Here is a 26,640-nt window from a genome sequence, read left to right as displayed (position 1 = left end):
GTTCCAGGGTGCACCCGGCCGACCCCGGACGGAAGCGGACATCGCGCGCATCCGCCGGACGGACTCCCCGCCTGCCCGGTTCAGCCCACCTCGACCTCCACCGGCGCGATGTCCTCGCCCGGCGGCAGCGCGAAGCCGAACATCCGCGCGTAGAACGCCAGCTCCGCGTCGAGCGCCCGGCGGATGTTCTCGGCCCGGCGGAAGCCGTGCTGCTCGCCGGGGAAGAGCAGGTAGGCGACGGGCACCCCGCGGCGGCGCAGGGCGTCGACGATCATCTCCGACTGGTTCGGCGGCACGATCGCGTCCTCGTCGCCCTGCAGCACGATCAGCGGCGTCGCGAGCCGGTCGACGTGCGTGATCGGCGAGCGCTCGACGTAGACGTCCCGCGCCGGCGGGTACGGCCCGACCAGGCCGTCGAGGTAGCGCGACTCGAACTTGTGCGTCTCCTGGGCGAGGGCCTCGAGGTCGGCCACCCCGAAGTGGTCGGCGCCCGCCGAGAACGGGGTGTCCTCGCGCGCCAGCGCCGCCAGCGTCGTGAAGCCGCCCGCCGAGCCGCCGCGGATGGCGAGGCGTGCCGGGTCGACCCGCCCCGCGTCGGCGAGCGCGCGGGCCGCGGCGAGGCAGTCGGCGACGTCGACGATCCCCCAGGCGCCCCGGAGCTGCTCGCGGTAGGCGCGGCCGTACCCCGTGGAGCCGCCGTGGTCGACGTCGACGACCCCGAAGCCGCGGCTCGTCCAGTACTGCAGGCCGAGGTTCAGCACCGGCGCCGCGGCCCCGGTCGGCCCGCCGTGGATGACGACGAGGAGCGGCGGCCGAGCGTCCGCCGGCCCCTCCCCGGCCGGCGGGTAGTACAGCGCGTGCGCCTCCCGCGGCGCGCCCGACGGGTCGGTGGACGGGAACGTCATCGGCTCCGGCACCGCGATCGTCGCCGGGTCGAGGCCGAGGTCGCGGGGCGGGCGCAGCGTGGTGACGGTCCCGGCGAGCGCGATCCGGTGCACCCCGGGCTCGGCGGTCGGCGAGCCCGCGACGCACACGACCCCGTCCTCCCCGTCCGCCCGCACCGAGCGGATGGCCGTGAACGGGGTGTCCAGCTCGGTCACCGTCCCGTCCGCGTCCCGGACGGCCAGCGCGTCGAACCCCTGCGACGACCGCGCGACCACCACGCGGTCCCCGACCGTCGCGTGCCGCGCGCCGGCGAGCTGCCACGCCGGCAGGCCGATCTCGGCGTCGAGCACCACCAGCGGGGTGACGCCGTCGTCGGGGGACCAGCGGTAGAGGTTCCACCAGCCGGTGCGGTCGGAGAGGAAGTGCAGCGACCGGTCGACCTGCCAGACCGGCTCGCCGACCGACTCGCCGGGACCGCCCGCGACGACCGTGTCGACCCCGGTCGCGAGGTCCCGCACGGTGAGCACCGTGTCGTCCCACGGCATCGACGGGTGGTCCCAGGACACGAAGGCGAGGCGGGTGGCGTCCGGTGACAGGCGGGGCGCGGCGACGAAGTCCGGGCCGGTGACGAGCACCTGCGGCTCGCTCGGCTCGCGGGCGTCGAGGCGCACGACCTCGTTCACCACCTCGCTCGCCGGCGCGTGCTCGCGGGGATGGTGCTCGCGGACGCACACCAGCCACGTGCCGTCGGGGGCGACGTCGCCGTCGGCGTAGCGGTCGCCGCGCGGGACGGCGGGGTCGGGGGTGAGGACGACGGGCTCGCCACCGGGGTCGAGGCGGCGCAGGCGCTGGTCGGCCCAGTCGACGTACCAGAGGACGCCCTCGTGCACCCACCACGCGCCGCCGCCGTACTCGTGGACCGCCGAGCGCGCGTTGGCGCCCTCCCCGAGCAGCTCGGTGACCGCACCGTCGGCGGCCCGGTGCACCAGCTGCGTGCGCCCGCCCTCGGCCGCCCGGCCCTCGCCCCACACGACACCCCCGCGGCCGTCCGGGCGCACGTCGTCGAGGCGCACCGCGGCGGCCACGACGAGCTCGGAGGTGATCGGCGTCGGCCAGGAGCCGTAGGGCAGCGGTGACGTCACGGCGCCACCGTAGGCGCCGGTCACTCCCGGTCGCGGAGCACGTTCTTCTGGATCTTCCCGGTCGAGGTCTTGGGCAGCTCGCCGAACACGATCCGCTTCGGCGCCTTGAACCGGGCCAGGTGGATCCGGACGTGCTCGACCAGCTCGTCGGGGTCGACCTCCTGCGACACCGTCACGTACGCGACGGGCACCTCGCCCCACCGCTCGTCGGGCGCGCCGACGACCGCCGACTCGATGACCGCCGGGTGGCTGTCCAGCACGCGCTCGACCTCGACCGACGCGATGTTCTCGCCGCCGGAGATGATCACGTCCTTGCTCCGGTCGCGGATCTCGACGTAGCCGTCGGGGTGGACGACGCCCAGGTCGCCGGTGCGGAACCAGCCGTCGGCGTCGACCTCGGCGGTGGCCTCGGGGTCGCGGTAGTAGCCGAGCATGACGTCGTTGCCGCGCAGCACGAGCTCGCCGAGCGTCTCGCCGTCGGACGGGACCTCCTCGCCGGTCTGCTCGTCGATCACCCGCAGCCGCTGCGCGACGACGTTCCCGACGCCCTGCCGGGCCTTGAGCCGCGCCTGCTCGGCGGCGTCGAGGTCGTCCCACTCGGGGTGCCAGTCGTTGACGCTCGCCGGCCCGTAGGTCTCGGTGAGGCCGTAGAGGTGCGTGACGTCCATGCCGAGCTCGTCCATCCGCGCCAGCAGCGTCGGCGAGGGCGGCGCACCCCCGGTCGCGACCGTGACCCGCTCCGGCGCCGGGCCCTCCTGCGCGGCCTCGGCGTGGGCGATCATCGTCAGCACCGTCGGCGCCGCGCAGTAGTGGGTGACGCCCTCGCCCCGGATCAGGCGCCAGATCTCCTCGGCGTCGATCGCGCGCAGGCACACGTGCAGCCCGCCCGCCGCGGTGACCGCCCAGGGGAAGCACCAGCCGTCGCAGTGGAACATCGGCAGCGTCCACAGGTAGCGCGACGCGGGCTGCAGGCGCAGGTGGAAGGCCATCGCGAGCGCCTGGAGGTTCGCGCCGCGGTGGTGGTACATCACGCCCTTGGGCCGCCCGGTGGTGCCCGACGTGTAGTTGATCGCGAGCAGGCCCCGCTCGTCGGCGACGGGCACGACGCGCTCGGGGGCGTCGGCGATCAGCGACTCGTAGCGCTCGCCCTCCTCGACGAGGTCGATGCCGGTCCGCTCGGCCACCGCGCGGGCGTTCTCGACCAGCTCGCGGGTGGCGATGAGCAGCCGCGCCCCGGAGTGCTCGACGATGTGGACCATCTCGTCGACCGAGAGCCGGGTGTTCAGCGGCACGAGCACCGCGCCGGCGTAGGGCACGCCGTGGTGGCACTCGAGCATGACGTGGCTGTTGGTGGCGAGCGCGGCGACGCGGTCCCCCGGCTCCACGCCCTGCTCGTGCAGGGCGCCGGCCAGCCGCCGGGACCGCGCGCCGAACTCGGCGTAGGTGAAGCGCCGGTCGCCGTCCACGATCGCATCGCAGGTGGCGAAGGCGTGCGCGGACCGGTCGAGGAACGCCGTCGGTGTCAGCTCGGTGAAGCTGAACGGGGCGGGGGTGACCGAGGCGCTGTGCATGCCCGGAGGTCTACCCCATCGGCCTAGACGACGCCCAGGCTCGTCATCGCCTCGGCGACCCGCAGGAAGCCGGCGGCGTTGGCGCCGTTCTCCAGGTCGGCCGGGTCGCCGTGGTAGCGCTCGCCGGCGTCGCGGACCCGGTCGTAGGCGTCGGACATGATCTGCTGGAGACGCGTGTCGACGTCCTCGGCGGTCCACCGCTCGCGGCCCGCGTTCTGCTGCATCTCCAGCGCGGACACCGCGACGCCGCCGGAGTTCACGGCCTTGCCCGGCCCGAAGCCGACGCCCGCCGCGCGCAGCACCTCGCGCGCCTCCGGGCGGACCGGCCCGTTGGCGCCCTCGGCGACCACCCAGCAGCCGTGGTCGACCAGCGCGCGGGCCTCGTCCGTGCCGATCTCGTTCTGCGTCGCGCACGGCAGGGCGACGTCGCACTCGAGCAGGAACGCCGAGTCCGACCCCGACGTCGCCCCGGACCGCTTCTCGGCGTAGTCGGCGACCGAGCCGCGCTGGCCCTTGATCTCGCGCAGGAGGTCGACGTCGACGCCGTCGGGCTCGGACACCGAGCCCCGCGAGTCCGAGCAGCCCACGACGGTGCCGCCGGCCGCGATCACCTTTTCCATCGCGAAGAGCGCGACGTTGCCGCTGCCCGAGACGACGACGCGGGCGCCGTCGAGGTCCTTGCCCTGCTCGGCGAGCATGCGCTGGGTGAAGTAGACGGCGCCGAACCCCGTCGCCTCCGGCCGCAGCGCCGAGCCGCCGAGCACGGCCGGCTTGCCGGTGAAGGCGCCGGGCTCGTGGTGGCCGACGAGGCGCTGGTACTGCCCGTAGATCCAGCCGATCTCGCGCGGCCCCACGCCCATGTCGCCGGCAGGGACGTCGATCGTGGCGCCGACGTGCTGGGCCAGCTCCGTGGCGAAGGATTGGCAGAACCGCATGAGCTCGCCCGTCGAGAGCTCCTTCGGGTCGACGTCGGCACCGCCCTTGCCCCCGCCGATGTCCTGGCCGGTCAGGGCGTTCTTGAACACCTGCTCGAAGCCGAGGAACTTGACGACGTCGAGGTCGACCGTCGGCGCGAACCGCAGCCCGCCCTTGTAGGGCCCGAGCGCGGAGTTGAACTGGACGCGGAACCCGCGGTTCACCCGCACCCGGCCGTGGTCGTCGGTCCACGGGACGCGGAACACGATGACCCGCTCGGGCTCGCACAGCCGCCCGACGACGTCGGTGTACTCCGGGTGCTCGACGAGCACCGGCGCGATGCTGCGCAGCGCCCCGCGGACGTCGGCGTGGAACAGCTCCTGGTGCGGGTCGCGGCGCAGCACGTCGCGCCACACGTGGCGCACCGCCTCCGGCATGTCCGGCTCGGCATCCTGCCCGTGCGCCATCGCGTCCTCCGGTACGTCGTCGTCCCGTGCGGTGCGCTGCGGTTCTACCCGTGGGTAGCGCGCGGTAGTCGGGCGGCCCCCGCTCACGGCCGCCCGCTCACCTCCCAGAGCGTCCAGGTGGGCGAGAACCGCGTGGCCGGGGCCACCGCACCGAGCGGCCGGGCCCAGGCCGGCCCGGCGGGCGTGCCGAGGGAGGCCCAGCGGGCCCGGACGGCGTCGACGCCGCCGCCCTCCGAGCGCAGCACCACGCGGATGCCGTGCGCCGGCGGGTCGGCCAGCGCCGCCGCGAAGCCGTCGTCGGAGGTGATGAGGAACCGCTCCGGGTGCCGGCTCGCGGCGACGACGGCGAATCCGCTGCCGGAGTCGACGAGCACGCTCGCGGCCGGGAGGTCCATCGCGTCGACGCGCTCGGCGACCTCGCGGTCGGAGGCCCACATACCCAGCGCGGACTCCGCGGTGGGCGCGCCGGCCAGCGGGGCGACGCGGTGGTACTCCTGCGTCGCGTCCACCGGCTCGGTGACCATCGCCCGCGCCGAGGTGGCGATCCCCGCACCGAGCACCGCCACGACGACCAGCGCGCCCACGCCGGCCCGCAGCACGGCGGCGGCCGTGCCCGGCTCGTCGTCGCGACGGTCGTCGTGATCACGGGCCAGCAGCAGGCCGAGCAGCACGACGACCAGCGGGATGGCGGTGATCTGGTAGCGGAGGAAGCCGAAGAGGTTCCCGGACAGGTAGGTGACCCACTCGAACGCCAGCACGGCGCCGAACAGGGCCACGGGCACGGCGACCAGCGCGAGGGCGGGGCCCCGGGGCGCACGCCACAGCGCCCGGGCGAGGACCAGGACCAGCAGGGGCACGAGCGCCGGCGCGAGCCACGTCAACTGGCGAGCGGGAACGGCGATCGACACCGCGGCGGCGTCGGCCCCCGCGAGCAGCGCCGCGTTGCCGTAGGCGGAGGTGAACTGCTCGAACGGCGAGCCGACGACCAGCCAGCTCACGACGGCCCAGAGCACGAACGCGGCGGCCGGCGGGCCGGCCACGAGCCCGACGTCGACCAGGACCGCGTCCCGACGTCGAGCAGGACGGCGCAGGGTGCCGGTGCGGCGCGCGGTGACGACGGTGACCACGACGGCGGCGCCGAGGGTCGCCACCAACGCCTCGTAGCGGGCGAGGTAGCCCAGCGCGAGGAAGAGCCCCGCAGCCACCAGCGCCGTGGTCTCACCGTCGCGCACCCACGCGAGCAGGCGGCGCGCCGCGGCGAGCAGGAACGCGACGAGCAGCGCCTCGGTCATCCCGTTGCCGGCGTAGAGCAGCACCATCGGCGACAGGGCGAAGAGCAGCGTCGTCAGCACGCGCGGGAGCGGGCGGACCCGCAGGTCGCCCAGGAGCCCCCAGGTCGTGGCCACGGCTGCGGCGCTGGCGACCGCGGAGAGCAGCGCCGCGAGGTAGCCCTGGGACACCAGCGCGGGCCACAGGACCCGCAGCGGCGTGAACGGCACCATGAGCAGCGCCGGCAGCGGGGTCCACACGTAGCCGATGGCCGCGAGCTTGGGGTCGCTCGACGACCACACCGACGAGGCCGCGGAGACCCGCGCGAGGGCGTCCTCCATGACCCCGTCGTGGACCAGGACGAGCACGGCCCCGGCGGCGACGTAGACGGCGAGGGCGCCGAGGAACCACGTGAGGACGGCGGTCGGGCGGCGCCGGGGCCGGCGCGGCCGGGGTGCCGGGGGCAGGGCCCCGGGCAGCAGCGGGCGGGTCGCGACGTCGGTCACGCGACCACCTCCTTCTCGGGCGTGGTGTCGAGGCCGTGGGTGGTCTTCTCCCAGTAGGAGGGCGCGGCGACCAGCTGCACCCCGGCCTTGAGCGCGGCGAGGGACATGAGGACCCAGTAGAGGGGTGAGACGAGCGCGGCGGCGGCGAGGTGGGGCTTGCCGGCCGCACGGGCGTTGGCGACGCCGGCGACGATCGCGGCGAGTCCGCCCACCATCCACACCGCGAGTCCCGGGTAGTAGACGAGCGGCGGGAACACCGCCGCGACGGCCGGCGGGCGGGCGAGGATCCACAGGGCGGTCAGGCCCCAGAACAGCGGGTTGACCATGGCGAGCACGGGCGTCGCGGCGACGAAGAGCACGAGCCCGAGGACGCCGCGGACCCCGATCTCACGGGTCAGGGCGACGGGGTGGCGCACGTGCACCGCGAAGCTCTGGAGGTAGCCCTTGTACCAGCGGGAACGCTGCTTGACCCAGTTGATGGCGTCGGAGTTGGCCTCCTCCTCCGTGGTGCTGCCCAGCATCGCCACCTCGTAGCCGCAGCGGGCCAGGCGCAGCCCGAGGTCGGCGTCCTCGGTGACGTTCCACGGGTCCCAGCCGCCGACCGCGACCAGGGCGCCGCGCCGGATGTGGTTGGACGTGCCGCCCAGCGGGATGGGCGCGCCGGTGGCCATGAGCCCGGGGAGCAACCAGCGGAACCACGTGTCGTACTCCACGGTGAACCAGCGGATCAGCAGGTTCTGCTCGGCGTTGTGGTAGCTCAGCCGGGCCTGCAGGCACGCCACCCGCGGGCCGAGACGGGCGAACGCGACCACCGCGCGGCGCAGCTGCAGCGGCTCCGGCCGGTCCTCCGCGTCGAAGATCGTCACCAGCTGACCGCGCGAGCGCAGCAGGCCGATGTTGCAGGCCTTCGGTTTGGTCCGCGGCTCGCCCGGCGGGACCTCGACGATCGCGATCGGTCCCCGCCGCTCACCGCCGAGCGCGGCCCGGGCGGCCGCGAGGGTCTCGGTGTCGTCGGCCTCGAGCAGCAGCATCACCTCCAGGCGGTCCGCGGGGTACTCCAGCGCGGTCATGCCCGCGACGACCCGCGCGATGACCTCGGGCTCGCGGTAGGCCGGCACCAGAACGGTGTAGTGCGGCAGCGCCGCGTCCGGGACGGCCCGGGCGTCCTCGTCGCTGACCGTGACCGTCGGGTCGTCGGCCACCGCGCGGCGGATGAGCTCGAGGCGGTGCAGCGTGGTCGCGCAGTGCAGCAGCACGAAGAACCCCACGACCGTCGCGGCCACGGTCGCCGGCCACAGGACGAGGCACACCCCGGACCACGGCCAGCCCGGCGAGGGCCACGGCGCGCCCGCGGCGCCGGGACGGCCGGGGGCGCGCGGAGAGCTCGGGGTGGGCGTCGGCGAACCCGTCCGCGGCGAGCGCGAGCTGGTCGGCCGGGCTCGCGTGCCGGGCGACGGCGTACCGGGCGGCGATGGTCGGGGCGCTCACGCCGCGGTCCGCGTCGAGGTGACGGACTCCGCGGCGTCCGCGGCCGGGGCCGGCTCCCGCGGAACGAGGGCCAGGCCGCGGGGGCGCGGGACCGCGGCGGCCCGCGCGGCGGTCGCACGGCGGCGCGGCACGACGAGCAGCACGACGAGCAGGGCGAGGACCAGGGCGGTGACCGCGATGGTCGCCTCCCGCCCGACGCGCGCCGTCACCGGGGACAGCGCGGCCTCCCAGGGCGCGGGCCATGCGAGGAGCAGCAGCAGCGGCGCGGCGCGCAGCTGCCAGAGCCGGCGGGTCCCGTGCAGGACGGTGATGAGCCCGACGGCGAAGAGCGGCGTCGCCAGCACGAGAGCGGTGCGCTGCGTGCTCCCGCCGGCGGCCAGCCCCGCCGCGACGAGCGTCAGCGCGGCGACGGCCACGAGGGCGGCGACGATGTGGTCGAGCTGGCGGTCGTGGATGTCCGGTCCCGCGGGGCGGCGGCTGAGGCGCTCACCGCCGACGGCGACCGCTCCGGGCAGGAGCAGCGCGAGCCCGAGGAGGGGGCTGCCGGGCAGCCAGGTGACGAGGAGCAGCACGGCCCCCGGGAGCGTCCCGAGGGCGAACGCTGCGGCGAGGGCGAGGTCCACCCGCGAGGCCCGCAGCGTCCCCTGGAGGACGGCGAGCGGCGAGGGTTGGCGACGGCAGTGCCGGCGCTTGGTTGTGCACAACGAGAAGAAGCCCGATGTCGCGTTCGGTGACGTCAACGTCGGCTGACATCACTCGTCCGGGCTAACGTGACCGCGAGCACAGCGGCTCAGCGTGATGTCACGCTTGCTCTGCGCTGCACCACCACGTGGTCCGTCCCCCGATCGTGCCTCGCTCCATCGGGGCGCCGCACCGCGGGCAGGTCTCGTCCTTCGCGCGGTGGGCGATGACCTCGCCGGTGTGCACGCCGCCCTTCTCGATGGCGCTGCGGGTGGCCTTGCGCAGCTCGCGGCGCAGGGCGTCGAGCTCCTCGGTCGACAGGTCGCCCGCCGGGCGGGACGGGCTCAGGCGCGTCTGCCACAGCGTCTGGTCGGCGAGCAGGTTCCCGACGCCGGCCAGCACCGACTGGTCGAGCAGGCGCGCCTTGATCGGCGCGGTGCCCTTGCCGACGCGGGCGCGGAAGTCGTCGCGGGAGATCTCGGCGGCGTCGGGCCCGAGCGCGTCGACGTCGGGCTCGAGGTGCACGCGGCCCAGCCGGCGCTTGTCGAACAGCCGCAGCTCGCCGCCGTCGTCGAACGTGATCCGGACCCGGTCCCACTCCGGCTTCCCGGGCCGCTCCCCCGCCTTCTCCGGCATGCCGCCGACGTGCGGGTCGCCCCCGGCGTAGAGGCTGCTCGCCTGTCCGCTCGGACCGGTGACGAAGATGCGCCCGCCCATGCCGAGGTGGATGCCCAGGTGCGGGCCCTCCTCGCCGTCGGCGGTCACCGTGTCGCACCACATCGTCTTGCCGCGCCGGTGGGCCGCGACGAGGCGCCCGCCCTTGAGCGCCTGGTCGATCTCGCCGGGGTGGTGCGGGCGGCAGACGTACTCGTCGGAGTCGTCGACGCCCGCGATCACCCGGTCCAGCGCCTTCTCGACGACCTGGCGCGCGTTCTCGACCTCGGGCAGCTCCGGCACCGGGCCATTCTGCGGCGTGGGAGCGTGGGCGGCGTGGTGAGCCCTCCGCCGATCAGTCCCTCCGCCATGCTCGCCGTCGCCCTCGAGGAGGCTCGGGCCGGGGCCGCGGCGGGCGGCGTCCCCGTCGGCGCCGCCCTCTTCGGCCCCGACGGCGAGCTGCTCGGGCGCGGGCACAACCGCCGGATCCAGGACGGCGACCCCGCCACCCACGGCGAGACGGCCGCCTTCCGCGCCGCCGGGCGCCGCCCGCACTACCGCGGCACGACGATGGTCACGACCCTCTCGCCGTGCTGGTTCTGCGCCGGGCTCGTCCGCCAGTTCCGCATCCCGCGCCTGGTCGTCGGCGAGGCCGAGAACTTCGGGGGCCAGCACGCCTGGCTCGCCGAGCAGGGCGTCGAGGTCACCGTGCTCGACGACCCGGACTGCGCGGCGCTCATGCAGCGCTTCGCCGCCGACCACCCCGAGGCGTGGCTGGAGGACATCGGCGGGCCCGAGTAGAAGTTTCCGGGGAGCGTGTCGAAAAGCGGGCGCCGCCGTTCGACCTCCGGGCGAGAACCGCTCGCACCCCGGAGGTCACCATGTCCGTCACCACCGCTCCCGCCGCCGACGTCACGGTCACCCGCACCGCCTCGCGGGCCCGCACCCGCGGCCTGGCCGTCGTCGGTGCCGGCGCCGCGGCGCTCGGCGGCTGGACCGTCGGCGCGCTGCTGGGCGCCGACTACTGGATCACCGACGCCCAGGGCACCGCCCGCGTCGACATCCCGGCCGCCGTCGTCTCCACGCTCGTCGTCGCCCTGCTCGGCTGGGCGCTGCTGGCGGTCCTCGAGCGGGTCGCCACCTGGGGCCGGACGGCCTGGACGTACCTCGCCGTCGGCGTGCTGGCGGTGTCGATGACCCCGATCGGCCTGGTCGAGGCCACGGCCTCCACGCGCATCGGACTGATGATCGCCCACCTCGCCGTGGCCGCCGTGCTCATCCCGGCCTTTACCCGCCGCTGACCACCCCCTACACGACCCGAGGAGATCACCGTGCGCATCGTCGTCACCCAGTTCACCAGCCTCGACGGCGTCACCCAGGCCCCCGGCGGGGCCGACGAGGACACCGACGGCGGGTTCGCCCACGGCGGCTGGTCCGTGCCCTACTTCGACGAGACCCTGGGCGCCACGTGGGACCGCTCGCTGCGCGACGCCGAGGCCATGCTGTTCGGCCGGCGGACCTGGGAGGTCTCGGCGGCCGTCTGGCCGCACCAGACCGACGACCCGTTCGCCGACCGCATCAACGGCATCACCAAGTACGTCGCCTCGCGCACGCTGACCGAGGCCGACCTGACGTGGGAGAACTCGCACCTGCTGCCCACCGACGACACCGGCGACGCCGTCGGCGCCGTGCGCGACCTGCGTGAGCGCGCGGGCGGCGACCTCCTCGTGCAGGGCAGCGCCTCGCTCGCGACCGCGCTCGCCGACGCCGACCTCGTCGACGAGTACCGCCTCATGATCGAGCCGATCCTGCTCGGCGGCGGCAAGGGCGTCTTCCCGACCTCCCGTGTCGGTCGAGCAGGCGGCGACCGGCGTGGTGGTCTGCACCTACCGCCGGGTGCGCTGAGGCGCAGGTGAGCAGAAATCGGTGCTGCAGCACCGATTTCTGCTCACGAGCGCGGAGCGCACACCTCGGCGACGCAGCGGGCCACCGGGCCGTCGGGGTCGGCGACCGCGGCCACGCGCTCCTCGCCGACCCCGAGCCCGCGCAGCAGGGTGCGCGTGAACTCCGCGGCCACGTCGGCGGGGCGCAGCCGGCCGGCGGGGTCGAACCAGGTCCACATCCAGTGCAGCGAGCCGAACATCTGCAGGCTGCGCAGCCGGGCGTCGCCGGGCACGAACACCCCGGCCTCGGCGCCGTCCTGCAGCACCGCGACGACCAGGTCCCGGTAGGCGTCGCGCTGGGCGCGGGCGGTCTCCATGCCCGGTTCGTCGGTGAGGCGCACGACCTCCCGCTGGAACGCCACCGTCGTCGCCGGCTCGTCGGTGGAGTAGCGCACGCCGGCGTGGACGAACGCCGCGACCCGCTCGTCCGGCGCGGACAGGCGCCCGAGGAAGGCGTGGGCCTCGTCGAGGCGGCGGCGCATGTAGCGCTCCTGCACCTCGGCGAGCATCCGGTCCTTGGTGCCGAAGTGGTGGACGATCGTCCCCTTGCTCATCCCCAGCTCGGCGGCGACGTCGCCGAAGTTGGCGCGGTCGTAGCCGCGCTCGGCGACGTGGCGGGTGAAGGTCACGAGGATCTCGTCGCGCCGCCCGCCGCGGGCGCGGCCCGGGGCCACCACCGGTTCGGTCACGACGCCCCCCTTGTGAACTGACCGCACGTACGGGCAGAGTAGCGCAGGTCACGAGGACGTGGGGGACGGCGAGGAGGACGGCGATGGACGGTGGGATCGCCGACTGGGTGGCCCGGCGGGCCGCGCGCCGGCCCGGAGCGACCGCGCTCGTCGACGTCGCCACCGGCGCTCGCCACACCTACGCCGCGCTCGACACCCGCGTCTCGGCCCGAGCCGCGGCGCTCGCCGGCCTCGGTGTGGACGTCGGCGACCGCGTCGCCCTGCTCGGCGAGAACTCCGGCGCCTACCTCGAGTGGCTCTTCGGCGCGGCGCGCCTCGGTGCCGTGGCCGTGCCGGTCAACCATCGCCTCGCGCCGGCCGAGGTCGCCCACGTGCTGGGTGACTCCGGCGCGACGGTGCTGGTGCGCTCCACGACCTTTGCGGCGCTCGCCGAGGGGGCGCTCGCCGCGCTCGACGGGCCGGCGCCGACGATCGTGGAGCTCGCCGACGAGCCGGGCGTGCCCGTCAGCGGCACCGTCGACGCGTACCCGGCGGCCGGCGACGACCCCTGCGTGATCATGTACACCTCGGGGACCACCGGTGTCCCCAAGGGCGCGGTGCTCACGCACGACAACATGCTGTGGAACGCGGTGAACATGGTCACCGCGGGCCCCGGCATCGGGAGCACCGACGTCACGATCGCCGCGGCGCCGCTGTTCCACATCGGCGCGCTGGGGCTCTCCGCGCTCCCCCTGCTCTACGCCGGCGGCACGGTCGTCGTCGTGCCGTCGTTCGACCCGGCGGCGTTCGCCGCGCTCATGGCCGACGAGGGCGTCACCACCCAGTTCCTCGTGCCCGCGATGTGGGCGGCGCTCACCCGGCTGCCGTCGCTGCCGCCCCAGCCGTCGCTGCGCTGGGCCATCTCCGGCGGCGCGCCCTGCCCGGTCACGGTGATCGAGCACTTCACGGCGCTGGGCTGGACGTTCACCGAGGGCTTCGGGATGACCGAGCTCTCGCCCGCCGCGCTCTTCCTCGACGCCGCCGACGTGCTCGCCCACGCCGGCTCGGTGGGCCGGCCGTTCATGCACGTGGACGCGCGGCTGGTGTCCGAGAGCGGCGACGAGGTCGGCGTCGGGGAGGTCGGCGAGCTGGTGCTGCGCGGTCCGACGGTGTTCGCCGGCTACTGGAACCGCCCGGAGGCGACGGCCGAGGTGCTGCGCGACGGGTGGTTCCACTCCGGTGACCTCGGCATCCGCGACGCCGAGGGCTTCGTGACGCTGGTCGACCGCAAGAAGGACATGATCATCACGGGCGGGGAGAACGTCTACCCGGTCGAGGTCGAGCAGGTGCTCCACCGCCACCCCGCGGTCGCCGACGTCGCCGTCGTCGGGGTCGGGGACGCGACGTGGGGCGAGACGGTGCTGGCGGTGGTGGTCGCGTCCGGGTCGCTGGACCCGGACGAGGTGATCGCCTGGACGCGCGAGCGGATCGCGCACTTCAAGGCGCCGCGACGCGTCGAGGTCGTCGACGAGCTGCCGCGCAACGCCACCGGCAAGCTCCTCAAGCGGGTCCTGCGCGAGCAGTACGCCGGGCACGCCGAGGCGGTCAGCCGGTGACGGCGCAGCCCGGGGTGTCGAGCGGCGTGGCGAGCGGCGTGGCGAGCGGCGTGGCGAGCGGCGTGGCGAGCGGCGTGGCGAGCGAAGGACGCCCTGGCTGCGTGGGAGACAGCGAGGGTCACCCTCGCTCCAGCGGCTCGGCGCACGACGCCTGGGCGACCCCGGAGCGCCGGGCGCTGCGCGACCTGGTCGCGGACTTCACGACCCGCGAGGTCGTGCCCCACCTCGCGCGCTGGGAGGACGACGGCGCCCTGCCGCGTGCGCTGCACGCGCGGGCCGGGGAGCTCGGGCTGCTCGAGCTGGGGTTCCCCGCGGCCGCGGGCGGGGTCGGCGAGCACCTCGACGCCTGCCTCGTCGCCGAGCAGCTGATCCTCTCCGGCGGGTCGAGCGGGGTCTGCGCGGGCCTGTTCACCCACGGCATCGGCGTCCCGCACGTCGCCGCCGCCGGTGACCCCGACCAGATCGCGCGCTTCGTGGCCCCGACCCTGGCCGGGCGGATGATCGCCTCGCTGGGCGTCACCGAGCCCGGCGCCGGGTCGGACGTCGCGGCGATCACCACGCGCGCCCGCCGCGAGGGGGACGAGTACGTCGTCGACGGCGCGAAGACCTTCATCACCTCGGGCACGCGCGCCGACATCGTCACCACCGCCGTGCGCACCGGCGGCGACGGACACCGCGGCATCTCCCTGCTGGTGATCGAGACCGACCGCCCCGGGGTGTCGCGCTCGCGGCTGCGCAAGATGGGCTGGCACTGCAGCGACACCGCCGAGCTGCACTTCGACGGGGTGCGGGTGCCTGCGACGAACCTCGTCGGGGCCGAGGGAACGGGCTTCCGCCAGATCATGGTCAACTTCGCGGCCGAGCGGCTGTCGATGGCGGTGCAGGCCTACGCCACCGCCCAGCGCTGCGTCGACCTGACCATCGACTGGGCGCGCACCCGGCGGACCTTCGGCGCGCCGCTCGCACAGCGCCAGGTCGTCCGCCACCAGATCGCCGAGATGGCCCGCGTCACCACCGTCGCCCGCACCTACGTGCGCGACGTCCTCGCCCGGTGGCAGGCGGGGCACGACGTGGTCACCGAGCTCGCCATGGCCAAGAACACCGCGGTCGCGGCGTGCGACGCCGTCGTCGACCGCGCCGTCCAGCTGCACGGAGGGATGGGCTACATGCACGGCGTGGAGGTCGAGCGCCACTACCGCGACGCGCGGATCCTCGGGATCGGCGGCGGCACGACCGAGATCATGGACGAGGTCGTCGCGGGCCGGATCGGGCTCGACGGGTGAGCGCCCCGACCGTGGCGTCGTTGCTGGACGACCTCGACGCCGAGCGTGCCGCGGTGATGGCGATCGTGCGCGAGCTGCCGCGCGCGTCGTGGACGCTGCCGACGCGCGCCGAGCCGTGGACCGTCCGCGACCAGGTCGCGCACCTCGGCTGGTTCGACGGCGCCTTCGCCCGCGCGATCTCCACGCCCGACGACTTCGCCGCCGAGCGCGACGCGATCACCGATCTCGAGGGCTTCGTCGACCGCACCCTCGCCGACGTCCCCGAGGTCGGCCCGGCCGCGCTGGCCTACTGGCAGGACGCGGCCCGGGCGTTCGACCGCGCCGCCCGCGCCTGCGACCCGACGGCCCGCCTGCCCTGGTACGGCCCGCCGATGTCGCTGCGCTCGGGGATCACCAGCCGGATCATGGAGACCTGGGCGCACGGCACCGACATCGCCGACGCCGTCGGCGCGCGCCTCGCCCCGACCGACCGGCTGCGCCACGTCGCCGACATCGCCGTCCGGGCCCGTGCGCAGGGCTACCGGGTGCGGGGGATGGCGGTGCCCGACGTGCCCGTGCGCGTCGAGCTCACCGGCCCGTCGGGCGAGGTGTGGACGTGGGGCGAGGGCGCCTCCGACGTCGTCCGCGGTGACGCCGAGGAGTTCTGCCTCGTGCTGGTGCGCCGGCGGCACGTCGACGACACCGCGCTGCAGGTCACGGGGGACGCCGCGCGCGAGTGGATGCTGGTCGGCCAGGCGTTCGCGGGGACGCCCGGGAAGGACCCGGTGCGGGCGTGACGATCGCCGACATCTCCCCCGCCGCCGTCCTGCATTCGCGGCTGGACCCCGCGTCGCCGGAGTACGCCGCCGACCGCGCGGCCATGCTCGACGCGCTGGCCGGCGTCGACGAGGTCGCCGCGACGGTCCTGGCCGCGGGTGGCGCCAAGTACGTCGACCGGCACCACGACCGCGGCCGCCTGACCGCCCGCGAGCGCGTCGACCTGCTGCTCGACCCCGACGCCGCGTTCCTCGAGATCGGTGCGCTGGCCGGCGCCCACGAGCCCGACCTGACGACGCCGGGCGCGGGACTGGTCGTCGGGATCGGGGCGGTCAGCGGCGTGCAGTGCCTCGTCGTCGCCAACGAGCCGACCGTGAAGGGCGGCTCGATCACCCCGATCGGCGTCACGAAGCAGCTGCGGGCGCTCGAGATCGCCGAGCGCAACCGCCTACCGGTGATCGCGCTCGTCGAGTCCGGCGGCGCCGACCTGCCCCGCCAGGCCGACCTGTTCGTGCCCGGCGGGCGCACCTTCCGCGAGATGACCCGGCTCTCGGCGCAGGGCATCCCGACGATCGCGCTGGTCTTCGGCTCGTCGACCGCCGGCGGGGCGTACATGCCGGGGATGAGCGAGTACACGGTGTTCGTCCGCGGCCAGGCGACCGTGTACCTGGGCGGACCGCCGCTGGTGAAGATGGCGATCAACGAGGACGTCGACGACGAGACCCTCGGCGGCGCGGAGATGCACGCCCGCGAGTCCGGGCTCGCCGACCACCTCGCCGCCGACGAGCGCGACGCCCTGCGGATCGGGCGCCGGATCGTCGCCGACCTGGGCTGGCGGCGCGGCGGGCCCGGCCCGTCGCTACCGCCCGACCCGCCGCGGTACCCGGCCGAGGAGCTGCTCGCCTGCGCGGCCAGCGACCCGAAGCGGTCGGTGGAGGTCCGCGACGTCCTCGCCCGCGTGCTCGACGGCTCGCGCTTCGACGAGCACAAGCCGCTCTACGGTACGACGCTCGTGTGCGGCTGGGGCTCGATCGGCGGCTTCCCGGTCGGCGTGCTCGCGAACAACGGGATCCTGTTCTCGGAGGAGTCGCAGAAGGGCGCGCAGTTCGTCCAGCTCGCCAACGCCCGGTCGATCCCGCTGCTGTTCGTCCAGAACATCACGGGGTTCATGGTCGGCTCGGCGTACGAGCGCGGCGGGATCATCAAGGACGGCGCGAAGCTGATCAACGCGGTGTCGAACTCCGAGGTCCCGCACCTGACGCTCATGGTCGGCGCGTCGTACGGCGCGGGTAACTACGGCATGTCCGGGCGCGCCTACGACCCGCGCTTCGTCTTCACCTGGCCCAACCACCGCATCGCCGTCATGGGCGGGACGCAGCTCGCGGGCGTCATGTCGATGGTGCAGCGCCGGTCGGCGGAGCGGGCGGGGCGGGAGTACTCCGAGGAGGCGGACGCCGCGACCCGCAAGGCGATCGAGGACGCCGTCGAGGCGCAGTCGAACGCCGTCTACGCGTCGGGGCGGATGTGGGACGACGGGGTCATCGACCCCCGCGACACCCGCACGGTCCTCGGCCTCGCCCTCGCGGCCGTCCACTCGGCCCCGATCACCGGCGCGACCCGCTTTGCGCCGTTCCGGATGTGAGCGGGGTGCTCGGGCTTTGCCAGCCTGGCGTCCACGCTGACGTCCAACGTCAGGAAATCCCCCATCTCGAGGTGAACCGGTGATCAGCACGCTGCTCGTGGCCAACCGCGGCGAGATCGCGCGCCGGGTGATCCGCGCGGCGCGCTCGCTCGGCGTCCGCACGGTGGCGGTGTTCTCCGAGCCCGACGCCGACGCCCCGCACGTCGACGAGGCCGACCGGGCCGTGGCGCTGCGCGGGTCGACGAGCACCGAGACCTACCTCGACACCGCGCAGATCCTCGCCGCAGCGCGCGCGACGGGCGCCGACGCCGTGCACCCCGGCTACGGCTTCCTCTCCGAGAACGCGTCCTTCGCGCGGGCCTGCGCCGCCGCCGGCCTGACGTGGGTGGGCCCGGACCCGGCGTCGATCGAGGCGATGGGCGTCAAGCACACCGCGAAGGCGCTGGCCCGCGAGGCCGGCGTGCCGACGCTGCCGGACGCGCTGCTCGCGACCGACGACCCCGACGACTGGGCCCGCGCGGCCGAGGGTGTCGGGTTCCCGCTGCTGGTCAAGGCCAGCGCGGGCGGCGGGGGCAGCGGGATGCGGGAGGTCGCCTCGCCCGACCTGCTCGCCGACGCCGTCCGCTCCGCGCGGGCCGAGGCCGCGCGCAGCTTCGGCGACGACACCGTTTTCCTCGAGCGCCTGCTCGTCGCGCCCCGGCACGTCGAGATACAGGTACTCGGCGACGCGCACGGCCACGTCGTGCACGTCGGCGAGCGCGAGTGCTCGATCCAGCGGCGACATCAGAAGGTCGTCGAGGAGGCGCCGTCGCCGGTCGTGACGCCGGAGCTGCGCGCGCGGATGGGCGCCACGGCCGTCGCGCTGGCGAAGAAGCTGGGGTACGTGGGCGCCGGGACGGTGGAGTTCCTGCTCGACGAGGTGGGGGATTTCCTGGCGTCTGACGCCGGCGTGGACGCCACGCTGACACAGCCGCCGGCACCAGAGAGCTTCTTCTTCCTCGAGATGAACACGCGGCTGCAGGTCGAGCACCCCGTCACCGAGGAGGTCTACGGCGTCGACCTGGTCGCGCTGCAGCTCGCGATCGCCGACGGCGAGCGGCTGCCGTTCACGCAGGACGAGCTGGTCCCGCGCGGGCACGCGATCGAGGTGCGCCTCTACGCCGAGGACCCGGCCGCCGGCGACCGCCCCAGCCCCGGCACGCTGCACCGCTACCGCCACGACGACGACCTGCGCTGGGAGGATGCCCTCGGCGAGCGGGGCGAGGTCAGCGCCTTCTACGACCCGATGATCGCCAAGGTGATCGCCCACGCACCGACCCGCACCGCGGCCGCCCGCAGGCTCGCCGCCGGCCTCGCGCACGCCGAGATCCACGGCCCGGCGACCAACCGCGACCTGCTCGTCGCCGTCCTGCGCGACCCCGACTTCCTCGCCGGCGCCACGCGCACCGACTTCCTCGACCGGCACCCCGACCTGCGCACCCCGGCGCCCGCCACCCCGCGCGTCGTGCACCTCGCGGCCGCGATCGCGTGCACCAGCGCGGCCCGACGCGCCGACGACCCCCTGGCCGGCCTCGCGCCGCCCGGCTGGCGCACGCTCCGCGGCGCCCCGCGGCCGCACGTCACGTGGGAGGGCCCCGACGGCCCGGTCGACGTCGCCCCCCGGCTGACCGCCGACGCCCTCCAGCTCGCCGACCAGACCCTCGGCCTGCGCGACCTCACGCCCCACGGTGTCCGCGTCACCCACGACGGCGTCGCCCACCGCTGCCGGGTCGCCCACCACGACGGCACCGCCCACGTCGACGACGGCGAGGGCCACAGCGCCTGGCGGGAGGTCCCGCGCCTGCCCGCGCCGGACGCCGCCGCGGGCGGGGCGGGTCCGGTCAGCGAGGTCCCGGGCACGGTCGTCGAGGTGCTGGTGGGCGAGGGCGAGCACGTCGTCGCCGGGCAGAAGCTCGTCGTCCTCGAGGCCATGAAGATGGAGCACCCGGCGCTCGCGGCCACCGACGGCGTCGTCGAGACCGTGCACGTCGCGGTCGGCCAGTACGTCGAGGCCCACGCCACGCTCGTCACGCTGGGGACCGCCGGATGATCGCCATCGCCAACGTCTCCGGGTTCTACGGCGACCGCCTGGCCGCCGCCCGCGAGGTCGTCGACGCGCACCTCGAGGGCCGCGCGCACGTCGACGTCCTCACCGGCGACTGGCTCGCCGAGCTGACGATGGGCCTGCTCGCCAAGCAGCGCGACCGCGGCCAGGGCGGCTGGGCCACGACCTTCGTCCACCAGATGCGCGACGTCCTCGTCGACTGCCTCGACGCCGGCATCCTCGTCGTCGCCAACGCCGGTGGCCTCGACCCGGCGGGCTGCGCGGCCGAGATCGCGGCGATCGACGACCGCGCGCGGGTCGCCTGGGTCGGCGGCGACGACGTCACCGAGCAGGTGCGCACCCTCGGCGACCGGGCGACGCACCTCGAGACCGGCGAGCCGATGCCCGAGAAACCCGTGGTGGCCAACGCCTACCTGGGCTGCTGCGGCATCGTCGAGGCCCTCGCGGCCGGGGCGAACGTCGTCGTCACCGGGCGGGTCACCGACGCGGCCGTGGTCGTCGGGCCGGCCGCGTGGCGCCACGGATGGGGTCCCGACGACCTCGACGCCCTCGCCGGCGCCGTCGCCGCCGGCCACGTCATCGAGTGCGGCGCGCAGGCCACCGGCGGCAACTACTCGTTCGCGGGCGAGCTGACGGGCACCGAGCACGTCGGCATGCCGATCGCCGAGATCGAGGCCGACGGCTCGGCGGTGATCACCAAGGCGTCGGGGACGGGCGGCGCGGTGACGGTCGAGACGGTCACCGCGCAGCTGCTCTACGAGGTCGACGGGCCGCGCTACCTGACCCCGGACGTCGTCGCGCGCCTCGACACCACCGTGCTCACGCCGGAGGGCCCCGACCGCGTCCGCCTCGCCGGCACCGTCGGGGAGCCGCCGCCGGCGACGGTCAAGGTCGGCGCGATCGTGCCCGCGGGCTGGCACAACGAGATGACGTTCGTGCTCACCGGCCTCGACGTCGAGGCCAAGGCGGACCACGCCCTCGCGGCACTCTGGGCCGGCGTCCCGGGCGGCCGCGAGGCCTTCGAGCGCGTCGAGACCCGGCTGCTCCGGGCCGACCGGCCCGACCCCGCGCGCATGACCGACGCCGTCTCCCTGCTCACCGTCGCCGTCGCGGGCGGCAAGGAGGCCTGCGCGCGGCTCTCCCGGGCCGCCGTGGAGACGGCGCTCGCCGGCTACGCCGGCCTCTTCGCCACCACCCCGCCGGGCCCGGGCAGCGCCGCCAGCGTGTTCTGGCCGCTCCTGCTGCCCGCCGCCGACCTGCCCCAGCTCGTCGGCCTCGACGACCGCACGTGGACGGTGCCCGCGCCCAGCTCGCCATCGTGGAGCGAGGGACGCCTTGAGTGCCTCGCAGGCAGCGACGGCGTCCCTCGCTCCACCACCGCGCCCGACGCCACCGCGCCCGACGCCACCGCGCCCGACGCCACCGCCCCCGACACCACCGCGCCCGACGCCGGCGCGCCCACCACCCGCGCCCCCCTCGGACGGCTGGTCGGCGCGCGCTCGGGCGACAAGGGCGGCAACGCGACGCTGGGCCTCTGGGCCCGCGAGGACGCCGCGTACGGCTGGCTGCGGAGCTGGTGGGACGACGAGCACGTGGCCTGGCTGCTCGGCGAGGACGCCGCCGGCTGCCCGCTGCGGCTCTGGGCGTTCCCGCACCTGCGCGCGGTGGGCGTCACCGTCGTGGGGTTCCTCGGGCGCGGGGTGGCCGACAACCTCGCTCTCGACCCGCAGGCCAAGGGGCTCGGCGAGTTCGTCCGGGCCCGTCACGTCGACATCCCCGAGGAGCTGCTGCGATGAAGGTCGACGCCACCGTCGTGACCGGGGGGCTGACGAGCTTCGCCGACGACGCGGTCACGGCGGAGAAGGCGGGCTACGACGCCGTCTGGGCGTCGGAGACCCAGCACGACCCGGCCGTCATGATCACGCTCGCGGCCACCCGCACCGAGCGCATCACCCTCGGCACCGCCATCACCGTCGCGTTCGCCCGCACCCCGATGACGACGGCGATGACCGCCAACGACCTGCACGGGGTCACCGGCGGGCGCTACGTCCTGGGGCTCGGCACGCAGATCAAGCCGCACGTCACCAAGCGGTTCTCGATGCCGTGGTCGCGGCCCGCCGACCGGATGCACGAGTACATCCGCGCCGTCCGCGCCATCTGGGACGCCTGGGCGACCGGCGAGCGCCTCGACTTCCGCGGCGAGTTCTACACCCACACGCTGATGACGCCGTTCTTCTCGCCGGGCCCGAACCCGCACGGCAACCCGCCGATCCACCTCGCCGGCGTCGGCCCCCGGATGACCGCGGTGGCGGGCGAGGTCGCCGACGGGTTCATGGCCCACGCCTTCTCCACCGAGCGCTACCTGCACGAGGTGACGCTGCCCGCGCTGCGCGAGGGCTTCGAGCGCGGCGGCAAGGACGGCAGCGGCTTCGAGTTCTCGGCGACCGCGCTGATCGCGACCGGGAACACCGAGGAGGAGTTCGCCGAGTCGGTCCGCGACGTCCGCCGGCAGGTCGCGTTCTACGGCTCGACGCCCGCGTACCACCCGGTGCTCGAGCTGCACGGCTGGGGCGACCTGGCCCGCGAGCTCAACACCCTGTCGAAGCGGGGCGCGTGGGACGCGATGGGCGAGGCCGTCGACGACGAGGTCCTGCACACCATCGCCATCGTCGCCGAGCCCGACCAGGTCGGCCCCGCGCTGGAGCGGCGCTTCGGCGGCGTCGCCCAGCGCATCCCTCTCTACGCGCCGACCGGGAGCCAGACCGACCGTTGGGGCGCCGCGCTCCGGCACCTGCAGGGAGTCCACTGATGGTCGCGTTCACCGAGGAGCACCAGGCGTTCCGCAAGACCGTGCGGACGGTCGTGGAGCGGGAGATCGACCCGTACGTCGACCAGTGGGAGCGCGACGGGCGCATGCCCACCCACGAGCTGTTCGCGAAGCTCGGTGAGCTGGGCTTCCTGGGCCTGGAGTACGACCCGGCCTACGGCGGCGGCGGCGCCGACCACCTGTTCTCCGTGGTCCTCGCCGAGGAGATCGGGCGCGCGGACGCGGCCGGGGTCGGGATGGCGATCGCCGTGCAGACCGACATGGCCACACCGTCGCTGGCCCGCTTCGGCAGCCACGAGCTCAAGGAGCGCTACCTCGCCCCGGCGATCCGCGGCGAGCACGTCACCGCCATCGCGGTCACCGAGCCCGACGCCGGCTCCGACGTCGCCGGGCTCAAGACCCGCGCGGTGCGGGACGGGGACCACTGGGTGATCCACGGGTCCAAGCTCTACATCACCAACGGCGTCCAGGCCGACTGGCTCTGCCTGCTCGCGCGCACCTCGGACGAGGGTGGGGCGCGGGGGATGTCGCAGATCGTCGTGCCGACGGACACGCCCGGGGTGTCGGTGTCGCGGACGCTCGACAAGCTCGGCAACCGCTGCTCGGACACCGCGGAGCTGTCGTTCGACGGGGCGCGGGTGCCGGTCGCGAACACCATCGGGCAGGCCGGTCGCGGGTTCCAGCAGCAGATGGCACAGTTCCAGAACGAGCGGATGGTCGCCTGCTACGGCCGGGTCGGTGCGTGCGAGCGGGCCCTGGACCGCACCGCGGCCTACCTGCGGCAGCGCGAGGCGTTCGGCGGTCCACTGATCGGCAACCAGTACCTGAGCTACCAGCTCGCCGAGCTCTACGCCCGCGTCGACATGTGCCGGCACTACAACTACGCCTGCGCCGAGGCGTACATGCGCGGCGAGGACACGTCGCGGTTCGCGACCATCGCCAAGCTCGCGATCGGCCGGCTGTGCGAGGACGTCGCCCGCACCTGCCTGCAGTACCACGGCGGCCTGGGCTACATGGAGGAGACGTGGACCGCGCGCTTCCTGCGGGACATGCGCATCACGTCCATCGGCGGCGGCGCGGACGAGGTCATGCTCCAGGTCATCGCGAAGATGCACGGCATGTAGGGCCGTTCGGCGTATGTGAGTGAAATTCACGGCTATAGCCGTGAATATCGCTCACATGGGAGTCACGGTCGTGCCGCTGCAGCCGGAGCAGGCGGTCACGTTGCTGACCGAGCCGGAGGCGTTCACCGAGCGCTTCGGGCTGGTGCTCGTCGACGGCTACCTCGCGTTCCCCGAGGCGCTGGAGCCGACGGTGACCGCGCTCGAGGGCGGGGTCGACCCCAGCTGGTTCACCCACCTCGTCGTCGACGGCACCGAAGTCGTCGGCCTCGGCGGCTTCACCGGCCCGCCGACCGACGGCGAGATCGAGATCGGGTACTCGGTCGCCCCGTCGCGCCAGGGCCGGGGCATCGCGACGGCCGCGGTCGGTCAGTGGCTCGAGCGCGCGGAGCGCGGCGGCGTGCGCCGCGTGCGCGCGCACACGCTGCCGCAGGAGAACGCCTCGACCACCGTGCTGCGCCGCCACGGCTTCGTCCTCGACGGCGAGGCCACCGATCCGGACGAGGGCACGGTGTGGCGCTGGGTCCGGGACCTGCGCCCCGTCACGGGTGGCTAGGTTGCCCCCGTGACGCCCCCGCCCTCCGTGCAGTGGTCCTTTCGGCTCTGGGTCGCGGCGGTCGTCGTCGGCGTCCTCGGCAGCGCCTTCTCGCTCGCGACGGCGGCCACCGTGCCCAGCGGCTTCGCGGCCGGCAGCGGCATCGCCGGCGCCGTCATCGGCCTGCTCTTCCTCGCCGCGCTGGTCTACCTCGCCCTGCGGATGCGCCAGGGCGACCACTGGGCACGGCTGGTCCTCGCCGTCCTCGGTGGCGTCAGCGCGGTGTTCACCGTCGTCGGCGTGCTGCTCACCGCCGGGCTCGGGGTGAGCCTCGGCTGGGTGTCGACGGTGCTGAGCCTCGGGCAGGCCGCGCTGATCGTCGCGGCGATCCTGTGCTCCTACCAGGCCCCCGCGAACGCGTACTTCCGCTGAGCGCGGCTCAGGCCCCTTCAGGCATGGTCCACCGTCGACGCGCCCGCGGCCGCCGACGCGCAGTGGGCGCAGCAGTAGAAGCTCCCGTCGACCTGGTGCCCGTGGCCCACGATCATCACGCCGCAGTGCTCGCAGCGCGGGGCCATCTTGTGCATCGCGCACTCGAAGCTGTCGAAGGTGTGCGTCGCGCCCTGCGCGCGGATCTCGAACGCCATCTCGTAGTCGTTGCCACAGGTCTCGCAGACGGCCATGGGACTACCCCTCTCCTCGGTGACGGACCGCGCAGGCCTTCCCACCCATGCACGTCGGGCAATCCCTCGCGGCCGGTCCGTTCGGTGTAGAACGGCGGGGTGGCAGACGACCGCCCCTGGGGCTTCCGCACGCGCGCCGTCCACGCCGGCGCGGTGCCCGACGCGGCCACCGGCGCGCGGGCCGTGCCGATCTACCAGTCGACGAGCTTCGTCTTCGAGGACACCGCCGACGCCGCGAACCTCTTCGCGCTGCAGAAGTACGGCAACATCTACAGCCGCATCGCCAACCCGACGGTGGCCGCGCTCGAGGAGCGCCTGGCCAGCCTCGAGGGCGCGCTCGGGGCCGTGGCCACCAGCTCCGGGCAGGCCGCGGAGTTCCTGACCTTCGCCACCCTGGCCGGCGCCGGCGACCACATCGTCGCGTCGTCGGCGCTCTACGGCGGCACGGTCACCCAGCTCGACGTCACCCTGCGCCGCTTCGGGGTCGACACGACGTTCGTCGCCGGCGACGACCCCGACGCCTTCCGCCGGGCCGTCACCGAGAAGACCCGCTGCGTGTTCGCCGAGATCATCGCGAACCCGTCGGGCGAGGTCACCGACGTCGCCGCGCTGGCGGAGGTCGCCCACGAGCGCGGCCTGCCCCTGATCATCGACGCGACGATGGCGACCCCGTACCTCTGCCGGCCGATGGAGCACGGCGCGGACATCGTCATCCACTCGGCGACGAAGTTCCTCGGCGGCCACGGCACGACGCTCGGCGGGGTGATCCTCGAGTCGGGCCGGTTCGACTGGGGCAACGGCCACTTCCCGCAGATGACCGACCCGATCCCGTCCTACGGCGGGCTGACGTGGTGGGGCAACTTCCAGGAGTACGGCTTCCTGACCAAGGTCCGCTCGGAGCAGCTGCGCGACGTCGGCGCGACGCTGTCGGCGCACTCGGCGTTCCTGCTGCTCCAGGGCGTCGAGACGCTGCCCCAGCGCATGGAGGCCCACGTCGCCAACGCCCAGCGCGTTGCCGAGTGGCTCGAGACCGACGAGCGCGTCGCGTGGGTCAGCTACGCGGGCCTGCCGAGCCACCCCCACCACGAGCGGGCGAAGAAGTACCTCCCGCAGGGCCCGGGCGCGGTGTTCAGCTTCGGGGTGCGGGGGGACGACGAGGACGCCGCGAGGGCCGCCGGCCGCCGGTTCATCGAGTCCGTGCAGCTGTGCAGCCACCTCGCCAACATCGGCGACGCCCGCACGCTCGTCCTGCACCCCGCGTCGACCACCCACCAGCAGCTGACCGCCGACCAGCTGCGCGAGGGTGGCGTGCGCCCGGACCTCATCCGCATCAGCGTCGGTATCGAAGACCCCGAGGACATCCTCTGGGACCTCGACCAGGCCCTCACGGAGGCCACGAAGGAGGCCGGCCAGTGACCTGGACACCGCCGTCCGCGCAGGAGCGCCAGGCGATCCTGCGGAGGACGAGGACCGTCGCCGTGGTCGGCGCCTCGCCGAACCCGGCGCGGGCGTCGAACTTCGTCGCGACCTACCTGCTCGGCTCCACCGGCTTCGACGTCTTCTTCGTCAACCCGAACGCCCGTGAGATCCTCGGGCGGCCGGTGTACCCGTCGCTGGACGCGCTGCCGGTGACGCCCGACCTCGTCGACGTCTTCCGCCGCCCCGAGGACCTGCCCGACGTCCTCGACGCGACGATCGAGGCCGGCGCGCAGACGTTCTGGACGCAGTTCGGGCTCTACGACGAGGCGCTGGCCGAGCGCGGCGTCGAGGCCGGGCTGACCGTGGTCATGGACCGCTGCCTCAAGGTCGAGCACGCCCGCTTCCACGGCGGGCTGCACCTCGCGGGCTTCGACACCGGGGTGATCAGCGCCCGCAAGCGCTGAG

General features: G+C 74.7%; 24 protein-coding genes. 15 read left to right on the top strand and 9 right to left on the bottom strand.

Annotated features, from left to right (window positions below; genetic code table 11):
- Positions 1-80: 80 nt before the first annotated feature.
- The 7 genes from PH190_RS21775 to PH190_RS21745 form a co-directional block, all read right to left on the bottom strand.
- Positions 81-2,027, bottom strand: a complete 1,947-nt coding sequence (locus tag PH190_RS21775; protein WP_274233620.1) for a S9 family peptidase — start codon at positions 2,025-2,027, stop codon at positions 81-83.
- Between the two features lie 20 nt (positions 2,028-2,047).
- Positions 2,048-3,598 (bottom strand): acyl--CoA ligase family protein, encoded by a 1,551-nt coding sequence (locus PH190_RS21770; protein ID WP_274233619.1) that lies wholly within the window; start codon positions 3,596-3,598, stop codon positions 2,048-2,050.
- A gap of 23 nt (positions 3,599-3,621) precedes the next feature.
- Complete coding sequence (gene gdhA / locus PH190_RS21765; protein WP_420791689.1) at positions 3,622-4,980, bottom strand: NADP-specific glutamate dehydrogenase; 1,359 nt, start codon at positions 4,978-4,980, stop codon at positions 3,622-3,624.
- 83 nt (positions 4,981-5,063) lie between these two features.
- A complete protein-coding gene (locus PH190_RS21760) occupies positions 5,064-6,755 on the bottom strand; it encodes a hypothetical protein (protein ID WP_274233618.1) in 1,692 nt (563 codons plus the stop codon).
- Entirely contained in the window at positions 6,752-8,065 is a 1,314-nt protein-coding gene (locus tag PH190_RS21755) for a glycosyltransferase (RefSeq protein WP_274233617.1), read from the bottom strand. Before PH190_RS21755 ends, PH190_RS21760 begins: the two co-directional genes overlap by 4 nt.
- A 174-nt stretch (positions 8,066-8,239) precedes the next feature.
- Positions 8,240-8,983: a hypothetical protein gene (locus PH190_RS21750; RefSeq protein WP_274233616.1), complete on the bottom strand. Its 744-nt coding sequence runs from the start codon at positions 8,981-8,983 to the stop codon at positions 8,240-8,242.
- 61 nt (positions 8,984-9,044) lie between these two features.
- Entirely contained in the window at positions 9,045-9,881 is an 837-nt protein-coding gene (locus tag PH190_RS21745) for an Fpg/Nei family DNA glycosylase (protein ID WP_274233615.1), read from the bottom strand.
- Positions 9,882-9,947: 66 nt separating this feature from the next.
- Here PH190_RS21745 and PH190_RS21740 point away from each other — a divergent pair, with 66 nt between their 5' ends.
- The 3 genes from PH190_RS21740 (at position 9,948) to PH190_RS21730 (ending at position 11,494) form a co-directional block, all read left to right on the top strand.
- Positions 9,948-10,379 carry a nucleoside deaminase gene (locus PH190_RS21740; RefSeq protein WP_274233668.1) on the top strand — a complete coding sequence of 144 codons (432 nt, stop codon included), beginning with the start codon at positions 9,948-9,950 and terminating at the stop codon, positions 10,377-10,379.
- Positions 10,380-10,459: 80 nt separating this feature from the next.
- Entirely contained in the window at positions 10,460-10,879 is a 420-nt protein-coding gene (locus PH190_RS21735) for a DUF6069 family protein (RefSeq protein ID WP_274233614.1), read from the top strand.
- 30 nt (positions 10,880-10,909) lie between these two features.
- Complete coding sequence (locus PH190_RS21730; RefSeq protein ID WP_274233613.1) at positions 10,910-11,494, top strand: dihydrofolate reductase family protein; 585 nt, start codon at positions 10,910-10,912, stop codon at positions 11,492-11,494.
- Positions 11,495-11,526: 32 nt separating this feature from the next.
- Here PH190_RS21730 and PH190_RS21725 read toward each other — a convergent pair whose 3' ends face one another.
- Positions 11,527-12,210, bottom strand: coding sequence for a TetR/AcrR family transcriptional regulator (locus PH190_RS21725; RefSeq protein ID WP_274233612.1), 684 nt, complete (start codon positions 12,208-12,210; stop codon positions 11,527-11,529).
- Positions 12,211-12,293: 83 nt separating this feature from the next.
- Between PH190_RS21725 and PH190_RS21720 the strand changes: the two genes are divergently transcribed.
- From PH190_RS21720 to PH190_RS21675, 10 genes are all read left to right on the top strand, one after another.
- Entirely contained in the window at positions 12,294-13,805 is a 1,512-nt protein-coding gene (locus tag PH190_RS21720) for an acyl-CoA synthetase (RefSeq protein ID WP_274233611.1), read from the top strand.
- Between the two features lie 101 nt (positions 13,806-13,906).
- A complete protein-coding gene (locus PH190_RS21715; RefSeq protein WP_274233610.1) occupies positions 13,907-15,088 on the top strand; it encodes an acyl-CoA dehydrogenase family protein in 1,182 nt (393 codons plus the stop codon).
- Entirely contained in the window at positions 15,085-15,864 is a 780-nt protein-coding gene (locus PH190_RS21710; protein WP_274233609.1) for a TIGR03084 family metal-binding protein, read from the top strand. The genes PH190_RS21715 and PH190_RS21710 overlap by 4 nt, the downstream gene beginning before the upstream one ends.
- A gap of 83 nt (positions 15,865-15,947) precedes the next feature.
- Entirely contained in the window at positions 15,948-17,486 is a 1,539-nt protein-coding gene (locus PH190_RS21705; RefSeq protein ID WP_274233667.1) for an acyl-CoA carboxylase subunit beta, read from the top strand.
- Between the two features lie 79 nt (positions 17,487-17,565).
- The gene (locus PH190_RS21700; protein ID WP_274233608.1) at positions 17,566-19,575 is read left to right on the top strand and encodes an acetyl/propionyl/methylcrotonyl-CoA carboxylase subunit alpha; all 2,010 of its coding nucleotides are present in this window, start codon (positions 17,566-17,568) and stop codon (positions 19,573-19,575) included.
- Positions 19,572-21,386, top strand: coding sequence for an acyclic terpene utilization AtuA family protein (locus tag PH190_RS21695; protein WP_274233607.1), 1,815 nt, complete (start codon positions 19,572-19,574; stop codon positions 21,384-21,386). Before PH190_RS21700 ends, PH190_RS21695 begins: the two co-directional genes overlap by 4 nt.
- Entirely contained in the window at positions 21,383-22,399 is a 1,017-nt protein-coding gene (locus PH190_RS21690) for a TIGR03617 family F420-dependent LLM class oxidoreductase (RefSeq protein WP_274233606.1), read from the top strand. The genes PH190_RS21695 and PH190_RS21690 overlap by 4 nt, the downstream gene beginning before the upstream one ends.
- A complete protein-coding gene (locus PH190_RS21685; RefSeq protein WP_274233605.1) occupies positions 22,399-23,541 on the top strand; it encodes an acyl-CoA dehydrogenase family protein in 1,143 nt (380 codons plus the stop codon). Before PH190_RS21690 ends, PH190_RS21685 begins: the two co-directional genes overlap by 1 nt.
- Before the next feature lie 55 nt (positions 23,542-23,596).
- Complete coding sequence (locus tag PH190_RS21680; RefSeq protein ID WP_274233604.1) at positions 23,597-24,094, top strand: GNAT family N-acetyltransferase; 498 nt, start codon at positions 23,597-23,599, stop codon at positions 24,092-24,094.
- 9 nt (positions 24,095-24,103) lie between these two features.
- Positions 24,104-24,505: a hypothetical protein gene (locus PH190_RS21675; RefSeq protein WP_274233603.1), complete on the top strand. Its 402-nt coding sequence runs from the start codon at positions 24,104-24,106 to the stop codon at positions 24,503-24,505.
- Positions 24,506-24,522: 17 nt separating this feature from the next.
- On the opposite strand, the gene PH190_RS21670 is transcribed toward PH190_RS21675, so the two are convergent.
- Positions 24,523-24,756: a hypothetical protein gene (locus PH190_RS21670; RefSeq protein WP_274233602.1), complete on the bottom strand. Its 234-nt coding sequence runs from the start codon at positions 24,754-24,756 to the stop codon at positions 24,523-24,525.
- 99 nt (positions 24,757-24,855) lie between these two features.
- Between PH190_RS21670 and PH190_RS21665 the strand changes: the two genes are divergently transcribed.
- On the top strand, positions 24,856-26,172 hold the full coding sequence (locus tag PH190_RS21665) for an O-acetylhomoserine aminocarboxypropyltransferase/cysteine synthase family protein (RefSeq protein ID WP_274233601.1): 1,317 nt from the start codon (positions 24,856-24,858) through the stop codon (positions 26,170-26,172).
- Entirely contained in the window at positions 26,169-26,639 is a 471-nt protein-coding gene (locus PH190_RS21660; RefSeq protein WP_274233600.1) for a CoA-binding protein, read from the top strand. The genes PH190_RS21665 and PH190_RS21660 overlap by 4 nt, the downstream gene beginning before the upstream one ends.
- The last annotated feature ends 1 nt before the right edge of the window (position 26,640 follow it).

Origin of the sequence: Actinomycetospora straminea (assembly GCF_028737255.1) — a bacterium.
Classification (GTDB): Bacteria; Actinomycetota; Actinomycetes; order Mycobacteriales; family Pseudonocardiaceae; genus Actinomycetospora; species Actinomycetospora straminea.
The sequence above is the reverse complement of the archived record's forward strand: the minus strand, read 5'-3'. Positions and strand labels throughout refer to the sequence as shown.

Coding starts and splice junctions, on each gene's coding strand:
- PH190_RS21770 (WP_274233619.1), bottom strand. CDS start 3,598: ATGCACAGCGCCTCGGTCACCCCCGCCCCGTTCAGCTTCACCGAGCTG.
- gdhA (WP_420791689.1), bottom strand. CDS start 4,980: ATGGCGCACGGGCAGGATGCCGAGCCGGACATGCCGGAGGCGGTGCGC.
- PH190_RS21740 (WP_274233668.1), top strand. CDS start 9,948: ATGCTCGCCGTCGCCCTCGAGGAGGCTCGGGCCGGGGCCGCGGCGGGC.
- PH190_RS21735 (WP_274233614.1), top strand. CDS start 10,460: ATGTCCGTCACCACCGCTCCCGCCGCCGACGTCACGGTCACCCGCACC.
- PH190_RS21720 (WP_274233611.1), top strand. CDS start 12,294: ATGGACGGTGGGATCGCCGACTGGGTGGCCCGGCGGGCCGCGCGCCGG.
- PH190_RS21705 (WP_274233667.1), top strand. CDS start 15,948: ATGCTCGACGCGCTGGCCGGCGTCGACGAGGTCGCCGCGACGGTCCTG.
- PH190_RS21695 (WP_274233607.1), top strand. CDS start 19,572: ATGATCGCCATCGCCAACGTCTCCGGGTTCTACGGCGACCGCCTGGCC.
- PH190_RS21690 (WP_274233606.1), top strand. CDS start 21,383: ATGAAGGTCGACGCCACCGTCGTGACCGGGGGGCTGACGAGCTTCGCC.
- PH190_RS21685 (WP_274233605.1), top strand. CDS start 22,399: ATGGTCGCGTTCACCGAGGAGCACCAGGCGTTCCGCAAGACCGTGCGG.
- PH190_RS21680 (WP_274233604.1), top strand. CDS start 23,597: ATGGGAGTCACGGTCGTGCCGCTGCAGCCGGAGCAGGCGGTCACGTTG.
- PH190_RS21670 (WP_274233602.1), bottom strand. CDS start 24,756: ATGGCCGTCTGCGAGACCTGTGGCAACGACTACGAGATGGCGTTCGAG.